The organism is Prosthecobacter sp., assembly GCF_049294395.1.
Classification (GTDB): domain Bacteria; phylum Verrucomicrobiota; class Verrucomicrobiia; order Verrucomicrobiales; family Verrucomicrobiaceae; genus Prosthecobacter.
Window position 1 is genome coordinate 1 of the sequence record NZ_JBAQCR010000125.1, and the last position, 7,632, is coordinate 7,632.

The window sequence follows — 7,632 nt, forward strand, 5'->3', positions numbered from 1 at the left end:
TTTTAAGAGCCGCTGCTTGAGCGGCCCCCACCAAGAGAATCGTTGATTGAACATGAGACTTGCCAGTGGCTCAAACTCACCGGGCGCACAATTTTTTTCCTTCAAACTGGTTTTAAAACACTGCCTAAGACATATGAAAACATCCGCCCTGCTTCTCAGGCTCATCTGCTGCTGGATCTTTGTCAGCACATTCTGTTTTGCCGGAGTCTTGGGGCTGAGTGAGGCCGAAGAGAAGGTGGGCGCGCGCATTGTGACACGCCTGCATGAGATCGAGCGGGAAGCCGAGGCCCAAGAAGCCGAACTGAAGAAGAGCACCGAGGTGATCGTCTACGCGCTCTACCAAGGCGAGTTCAGATTTCTGGACGCCGCCGCCGCGAAGAAGGACATGGACGTGCTGTGGTATGTGCTCAAGGAAGCGAAAGCCAAGAACATCGGTAGCAGTGAAATTCGTCGTGATCATCCTGACGACATGGTGTCCGCTCCGCTGATCACGGCGCTCAATGAAAAGATCGCATCCCATGTCCGCCTGAAGATCGCCGCCATCCCGGGGCACGCACGGGTGCTGGGGAACCGCTTTGAGCGAATGTCGCAGGACGTTGGATATTTTTTTGAACGGCGGAAGATCATGCGGTGCCTGCAAATGGTGGGCAGCATGGAGGCCATTCAACAGATCGGGCGGTTTCTGGAGGACAAGCGGGCGCCTGATGCTTTGGGTGTCAAAGTCGCCTTGGAGCGGATGGATGATTACCTTGATCCGCCGATGGATTGCATGCAGAGCAACGCCAGCCTTGCTGCCCATGCGATCGCCGGAGTGATGGGCGAAGATTTTCCAGTACGCCTGTCTCAGAGAGAAATCGTGGGGGAGCCTGAGATCAGTGCCGTGCAGACCTGGTGGAAATCAGACGCCGCCAAGATCTATCGTGAGTGGACTCAGGAGGCAGGGCCGGTCATGCCGCCGCCGCGTTGATCCAATTATCCCTCCTTTGCGGAATTAGTTGCTTTGATGAACGATCCATCAAGGCAATGAGAGCCCCAGTTGCGGCGCAACTGGGCTACTTTTCCAGAGGCAGCGCATAATACGCGCACTCGGCGAAGAAGAGTTCGGCCATGTTGAGTTTGGAGTAGTCGTAGTGGCGGATGACTTGCTCGATGAGTTCGCGGTTTGAGCCATCGCCGAGGAGGGAGATGATGGCGGCGGCGGCGAGAGGGTTTTTCATGTGGCGGGCTTCGTAGTCTTTGCGTTCGCCGCGCTTGGATTTGTCGGAGATTTTGGCGAGCCTGGCGGCGTCTTCCTGGGTGGGCTGGGGGAACCAGGTGGAGTACACGGCGCGCCAGTTGGCGTTGCCGAAGATTTTCTTATCGTTGTTGTCGAAGGTGGCGTGGCCTTTGAGGGCGGGGAGGGCGTTGGTGGCGTTGACGGTGAGGCCGGTGCGGTAGAGGGCATTGAGTGCTGCATCCTTTTCCATGGCGATGAGCTGGGAGAGGGAGGCCTGGCTGCCGACGTAGATCCAGAGCTGGGATTCATCGATGTGGGCGATGGCTTCGCGGTCGTAGGGGTAGCCAGCGGCGCAGATTTCGGCGCGTGTTTTGGTGCCGGGTGCGGGGCGCTCGGCGCGGGCTTTGTGGTAGCGCTCCAGCCAGATGGCGTCGCCGGTGATTTCGTGGGTGGCGCGGAGGAGGTAGAGGTAGCGGACGGCATCGCGGAAGAGGTGGCCGGTGAAGCCGCCGCGGAAAGTGCCTTTGAAATCGCCTTCGCAGGGGATGCGCCACTTTGTGGCCTCCAGGGCAGTGGCGACTTCTTTGACCTTGGTCACTATTTGCTGGCGCTCTTCGGCGGTGGGGAGGCCGCTTTTCAAATAGGCGTGCAGGCCGAGGAACCAGGGGTGGGTTTGATCGTCTGAGCTGAGCGGATAATGGCAGGTGCCATCGGTGCCGATGCCGCGTGCGATGAAGCCGGGCACATCGGAAACGGAGGCGCATTTGATGAGGCCTTGGGCGAGGCGGCGTGCCTGCTCCGCATCGGCGGCAGCACCGCTGCGGCGGGCGCGCTCGCAGATGGCGGGGAGATACATGCCGTTGAACATGGGGCCGTTCTCAATGGGGCTCCACCAGCCGATGGCATTGGGCCTGCCGAGCTTGCAGTCTTCGGGAGTGGGGAGATCGCCCTCGAAATCGCGGATGATGCCGTGGGGATCGACGAAGCGGCGCCAGAGTTCGGTGTGGGCCTGATCTACGGCTTGTGGCAGAGTGGCATCGGCAGCGGGCAGGAGTGCGTGGGATGCGAGAAGAAGAGAAGCGAGGGTGAGGAAGGAAAGTTTCATGTCAAAGGAAGCGCTGAATCACTAAGTCGCCCGTTCCAGCGCCGTCAAAAGCTTCCACCGCGAATGCTGCGAATGGCAGCGGCGTGAGAAGCGCGACTTTTTCATGCTCATCCATGAGCCAATCGCTTCTTGTCATGCCACATCAGCTTCGGTAGAATGATGAATTATCCATTCTTTTAAGCACGTCTTCCCATGAGGCTTCGACTTCTGCTGATCCTTCCCGCCCTGCTGCTGCTCACGAACACACAGGCTGCGGCCACGGAGCAGGAGGATGACTTCATCCTCTACCGTGGCGAGCGCTGCGTGCTGGAGACTCACTGGCTTTTTCCCGCACCCTTCCAGGCTTACTTCGCAGACGGCAAGCATGGGAAGTACCCGCTGGAAATGACGAGCACGGCGAACTATCGCGGTCATGTGGCCACGTATGAGATCGCGGACGGGCGGCTGTATCTGGCGAAGTTCCAACCGAGTCACATGAGCGACCTTCTGGAGCAGGAGAAATCCCAACCGAAGGGGGCTGAGGCTGTGGTGAAGAAGAAGCAGGCACGGCTGGATGAGGTGCTGCGACAGGTTTTCCCCGGGCGTGCGGCGGCGGATGGCCGGATCTTTGCAGACTGGTACACAGGGCAGTTGCGCATCTTCTGCACGCTGAAGAAAAAGAAGTATCAGCACCCGGATGAAAAAACACCGCGCGAGGAGGTGCGGCCCACGGAAGTGGCGCTGCTGAAGATCAAGGAGGGCGCCGTGGTGAAGGAGACGCGCTTTCCCATCGCCGAATACTGGGCCAAATTTGAGATCATGAAGCGGCGGCGGGAGATTCCTGCGGAGGAGGCCGCAGCCATCACGGACCATCTGGATTTTCTGGACAGCTACAGCCGTGACTGGGGCAAGATCCCCGGCGTGGACGATGCCAGGGGGCCGCTGCGCACGGAGGCGGATTTCTCCGTGTTTCTCACGCGGCAGGTCGATGCACGAGTGCGCATCCCGCTGACGAAGTTTGTGCTGGTGAAGGACACCGCCCTTGCGCCGGATGACCGGGGCTGGACGCTTGATTCAAACCTGCGCATCAAGTCTGGAGCCCACCTGCTGATGCTGGAGATGGGGGCCACCAATGTGCCCAGCGGCCCGTGGAGCCCGTATGCGGGGGGCGCGGTACAGGTGCTGGTGCAGGTGGGGGCGCTGAAGACGGGGAGGATCACCTTTACCAAGGCGGACCGCGAGAAGGTGCGCATGATCAACAACTATGACCACCACGATGACTCCCTGCAAAAGCTGGAGGGAGATCTGCAAATGGACGTGAGCGCCGATGGCAAGGTGCTGCTGACCGGGACCATACGCCTGACCTCCAAAGAGCCCACGACCTACCAGGAGATAGCACTGGATAAAAACGAGGTTCCCGCAATGACGCTGAAGGACTACCTGAAAAAGCAGGAGATCAACGGCAGTCTCTTCAACGAGAAGGCTGAGCAGGTATATCAGGAGGTGCTGGAGAAGTCGAAGGCCGTGCCGCAGGAACAGGCCCCGGAGAAGGCCGAAAAGTAGGCGAGGTGCTGTGCTGACAGGTGAGTGAGCCGTCCGGGCAGGGGGGGAGGATCGTGGATTTCCAAGAGAAGAAGCGGAGGCGTCTTGGAGTCTTGGGGATGCGCGGGGCTCAATGCGCAGGCAGTGGATCCGGAATCCTCACTTGAGCTTGCCATGGTATGGCGTTTTCCAGAACTGATTTCCGGAAAGCGCCTGGGGAAACACGCTCCGCTGAATCTTTTGAAAGCTGGAGGAGGCCTCGACTCTGCCGCAGAGGGGCGGAGAGGCAGAGGGAGCAGAGAAGAGATTGAATCTCTGCCACCTTTGCACCTTGGCCCCTCTGCGGCAAACCGAACATCCTCAGCCACTTCATTTCGGAAATGAGTTTTGCGAATCGCTATATAACTGTTCCTCCTTGCATCACTCGGATGAATGTAGCTGAATGGAAAGCCTTATGTACCCCACACAGCCGCTGACCTTCGAGACGCTTTGGAAGCGTGGCGTGTGGGTGCCGATACGTGACTGTCCCGGCAGATTCGTTCTTCACGGGCGGCTGCCGTCGTTGAGTCTTGCGGAGTTGTTCGGCTTCGAACCGGAGATCCTGCGGTTCCCAACGTCTGCGGCGCGGGACTGCGTGCTGGTCGTTCGCCTTGAGGATGGTGGCGTGATCTCGTATGAACGTGCCGATGGCAGCTTCCTTCATACGCTGGCCACGGCGGAAGGATTGGGCCGCAAACTGACGCAACTCGGCATTCACCTATGAACAGCTCTTCGCCCGCATGAAGCATCTCGGCACACTCCTTTGCTGGCTCCGGTGGCTGGCCATCCTGCTTTCCATGGCCGGGTTCTTTGCGTGGCTGATCTCCTCTCATCTCGCACCACGGCCCTTCGCCAGTGTCTGGTGGCCGTGCCTCATTGGAAGTGTGATTGCGAGCGTGATCTTCGTGACCTTTAACCTCATCGAAGGAGGCTGCATTGGTGTCATTTTTCTCCTGCTCGGCTTCATTGCCATCGGTGCCTTCTCGAAGTTCCATCCTGCCGCTGCAGCAGGCTACTACTACGTCATACCAGCCGCCTTGCTGACCGGCTTTGTGGCGACGCGTGATATTTTTTATTCGAGGTTTTTTTCGTGATGGGCTTGGGCCTTCCAAAGCCGCAGCCGCAGCCGCAGACGAACATGAGATGAACCGCAGAGATTGGACGGGCGCAGAGAGCAGAAGCCTGAATTCAAAATGCAGTCCTCTGCGACCGTTCATCCTCTGCGGTTTACTTGCGCATCAATCCGCCCGGTTATGGGGCTTTGGCGGCTTCGATATCGCGGCGTTTGCGCACTTCGAGGGCGGCATCGAGGTTTTTCGCGCGGGTGAGCTCGGCCTGGTAGGCATCCAGCGCCTGGAGGAATTTTTCGCGCAGGGTTTGCAGGCGCTGTTCGCGCTGGGTGGTGAGCTGGCTCAGGGCGCTGCGGTAGGTGGCGCGGAGGGGCTTGAGGGTCTCGTTCGTGGCTTTGTCATCGTCGGGCAGCGGGGCTTCGTCCTGCAGTCGCTTTTTCTCGGTGCGCAGGGCCAGCGCGGCATCGAGGTTGCCTGCCTGGGTGGCGGCATCCAGCGCACGATCCAGCGCTGCGACATACTTGTCATCGAGGGCTTTGACGGCTTCGATATGGGGGATGAGAGGGGCGTCGCGCTCGATGGCGGCGGCATAGGCGTCCTCCAGCTGGGCGATCCGTGGGTCGCTTGACCTGGGAACAAAGCTGCGCACCTGGATTTTGGAGAACCAGGCCTGATCTGCGGCGACGCCCCAGAGCCCGCCGGTAGAAATGGACTTGTCATCGATTTCAAAGGCCACTTTGCCATTGATCAGGACTTTCAGATGCTCGCCGACGGCGGAGAGCTCAAGATCGATGTATTCTCCCAAAACAAAGGGCTTTGGCAGGGGCACGACAGCCAGCCGCTTGATCTTGCCCTTCGAGGTGAAGTTGAGGAAGAGATTGTTGATGGAGGTCTCTCCCATCTTGATGTTGAGTATGATCTCGTAGTACTCGCTGTCCTGGGGTCTGACATCGGCAGTACGCCGGATGCGAAGCTGGGGCCAGCTGGTCTTCTCGCGGAAATGAAAGAGTGCGCGGATGGCACCGTCCGGATGTGGCTGCGGGACCAGGATGCCATGGCCTGCGCGCACATGGAGCAGTCCGTCCACCAGATGGACCTGCTCGGGTGGAAAGCCCTTGAGCTCCTCCTCAGTGGCCAGGATCGTTTTCCACTCAGTGGCCTGCTGAGCGTGTGCGGAGAGGGTGATGAGCGCGAGCGCTAATGGAAGCAGGTGTTTCATAGGGTGGAGGGGCATCTGGATGAACGCTCTTGCGACAGGTGCCATTTCATGGTGCGGTGTGGCAGCGATGCTCAGCGCATGCAGCTCTCCCAGGTGGAAGGCCGGGTATTTTTAACAGACCGCCATGGGGTGTCCAGATGAAAACTCAAATCCTCTCGAAGCCGCAGCCGCTGACGAACATCAAAGTGTGCCCCGTGGAGTGGCGACGTGGCGCAAAGCCTCTCTCTGCCGCTCTTCTGCCGCCGCGCGAAAGTGATCCTCTGCATGCGGTCCCGCTGCTTCAACGCGGGGCCTTCGGGTTTGCCGACGGATTGGAAGAAAGAAAGCAGGGTATGTCATGGTAGAGAATACCATGTTCCTTTGCCTGTGCCGTGCTTGACCACATGGCCCTGCTCCAGCAGGTGGCGGAAGTGCTCCTTGAGCGTGTTCCGGCTGGCTCCTGTGATCTTGATGATGCCGCCCATGGTCACGCGGCCATGCTGCCTGGCGTGGTCGATGATTTGCACGGCGAGCTCTGGCAGAGCTGCGAGCACGATTTTTTCGCGCTCCACCTTGGCGGCCAGGCGGCGTTTCTGCTGCTGCAAGGCGCGCAGAAAGAAGAGCAGCCAGGGCTGCCAGTTGGGCGACTGGGTGCGGATGGTGCCCTGGGTTTGCCGCAGGGCCAGATAGTAGCCCTCCTTGCTGCCCTCGATGACGCTCTCCAGCGAGCTGTAAGGGACATAGGCGTAGCCCGCCTGCAGCATGAGCAGGGTGGTGAGCACGCGGCTCAAGCGGCCATTGCCGTCTTGAAAGGGGTGGATTTCCAGGAACACCACGACAAACACGGCGACCACAAAAAGCGGATGTGTTCGCTTCAGTTCGCGCGCCTCGTTCAGCCACGCGACGAGTTCGGCCATGAGGCGCGGTGTATCGAAGGGGGAGGCCGTTTCGAACACGATGGCAACCTGCCTGCCGCTCTCATCGAAGGCGGCCACCTGGTTGGGCAGCGTCTTGTATTCGCCGCAGTGCCGCTCGTCCTTTTCGCTGTGGCGCAGCAGGTCGCGGTGAAGCTGCTTGATGTGGTTTTCGGTGATGGGGATGTCCTGCCAGGCATGGAAGAGGGTTTCCATGACCTCGGCATAGCCGGCGACTTCCTGCTCGTCCCGAGTGTCGAACTTTTTGATTTCCAGACTGGCCAGCAGCCGCTCAATCTCGCGGTCCGTGAGCTTGCTTCCCTCGATGCGAGTGGAGGAGCCGATGCTCTCAATGGTGGCGACGTGGCGCAAAGCCTTCAAGCGTTCAGGGGGAAGGGTGCCCAAGGCACGCCAGGCACCTTTGAACTCGTCAATTTCAGCAATCAACGCCAGCAAATCCGGCGTGATGTGGATGGAATCTGTTTTCAGCATCAGGGTCTCCCAAACCATAATGACACCCATAAACACCCAAAAGTCCAACTGTAATGACACCTATAAACACCCATATT

7 protein-coding genes are annotated in these 7,632 nt (G+C 59.4%); 4 read left to right on the forward strand and 3 right to left on the reverse strand.

Annotation, left to right across the window (positions count from 1 at the left end; translation table 11 throughout):
• Window positions 1–133 precede the first annotated feature (133 nt).
• Window positions 134–967, forward strand: coding sequence for a hypothetical protein (locus WAW39_RS08320; RefSeq protein WP_422317689.1), 834 nt, complete (start codon window positions 134–136; stop codon window positions 965–967).
• Between the two features lie 85 nt (window positions 968–1,052).
• Here the strand turns inward: WAW39_RS08320 and WAW39_RS08325 are convergent, their stop codons facing one another.
• Window positions 1,053–2,321: a hypothetical protein gene (locus WAW39_RS08325; protein WP_422317691.1), complete on the reverse strand. Its 1,269-nt coding sequence runs from the start codon at window positions 2,319–2,321 to the stop codon at window positions 1,053–1,055.
• Between the two features lie 192 nt (window positions 2,322–2,513).
• Here WAW39_RS08325 and WAW39_RS08330 point away from each other — a divergent pair, with 192 nt between their 5' ends.
• From WAW39_RS08330 to WAW39_RS08340, 3 genes are all read left to right on the forward strand, one after another.
• The gene (locus tag WAW39_RS08330; protein ID WP_422317693.1) at window positions 2,514–3,863 is read left to right on the forward strand and encodes a hypothetical protein; all 1,350 of its coding nucleotides are present in this window, start codon (window positions 2,514–2,516) and stop codon (window positions 3,861–3,863) included.
• Window positions 3,864–4,296: 433 nt separating this feature from the next.
• On the forward strand, window positions 4,297–4,605 hold the full coding sequence (locus tag WAW39_RS08335; protein ID WP_422317695.1) for a hypothetical protein: 309 nt from the start codon (window positions 4,297–4,299) through the stop codon (window positions 4,603–4,605).
• A gap of 16 nt (window positions 4,606–4,621) precedes the next feature.
• Window positions 4,622–4,975, forward strand: coding sequence for a hypothetical protein (locus WAW39_RS08340; RefSeq protein ID WP_422317697.1), 354 nt, complete (start codon window positions 4,622–4,624; stop codon window positions 4,973–4,975).
• Window positions 4,976–5,132: 157 nt separating this feature from the next.
• Here the strand turns inward: WAW39_RS08340 and WAW39_RS08345 are convergent, their stop codons facing one another.
• Together WAW39_RS08345 and WAW39_RS08350 are read right to left on the reverse strand one after the other, a co-directional pair.
• On the reverse strand, window positions 5,133–6,170 hold the full coding sequence (locus WAW39_RS08345; RefSeq protein WP_422317699.1) for a hypothetical protein: 1,038 nt from the start codon (window positions 6,168–6,170) through the stop codon (window positions 5,133–5,135).
• 335 nt (window positions 6,171–6,505) lie between these two features.
• Entirely contained in the window at window positions 6,506–7,555 is a 1,050-nt protein-coding gene (locus WAW39_RS08350; protein ID WP_422317701.1) for a Fic family protein, read from the reverse strand.
• Window positions 7,556–7,632: the final 77 nt, after the last annotated feature.

Excerpts from the sequence above, each read along its gene's own strand:
- WAW39_RS08320 (WP_422317689.1), top strand. The coding sequence starts at position 134 with ATGAAAACATCCGCCCTGCTTCTCAGGCTCATCTGCTGCTGGATCTTT.
- WAW39_RS08325 (WP_422317691.1), bottom strand. The coding sequence starts at position 2,321 with ATGAAACTTTCCTTCCTCACCCTCGCTTCTCTTCTTCTCGCATCCCAC.
- WAW39_RS08330 (WP_422317693.1), top strand. The coding sequence starts at position 2,514 with ATGAGGCTTCGACTTCTGCTGATCCTTCCCGCCCTGCTGCTGCTCACG.
- WAW39_RS08335 (WP_422317695.1), top strand. The coding sequence starts at position 4,297 with ATGTACCCCACACAGCCGCTGACCTTCGAGACGCTTTGGAAGCGTGGC.
- WAW39_RS08340 (WP_422317697.1), top strand. The coding sequence starts at position 4,622 with ATGAAGCATCTCGGCACACTCCTTTGCTGGCTCCGGTGGCTGGCCATC.
- WAW39_RS08345 (WP_422317699.1), bottom strand. The coding sequence starts at position 6,170 with ATGAAACACCTGCTTCCATTAGCGCTCGCGCTCATCACCCTCTCCGCA.
- WAW39_RS08350 (WP_422317701.1), bottom strand. The coding sequence starts at position 7,555 with ATGCTGAAAACAGATTCCATCCACATCACGCCGGATTTGCTGGCGTTG.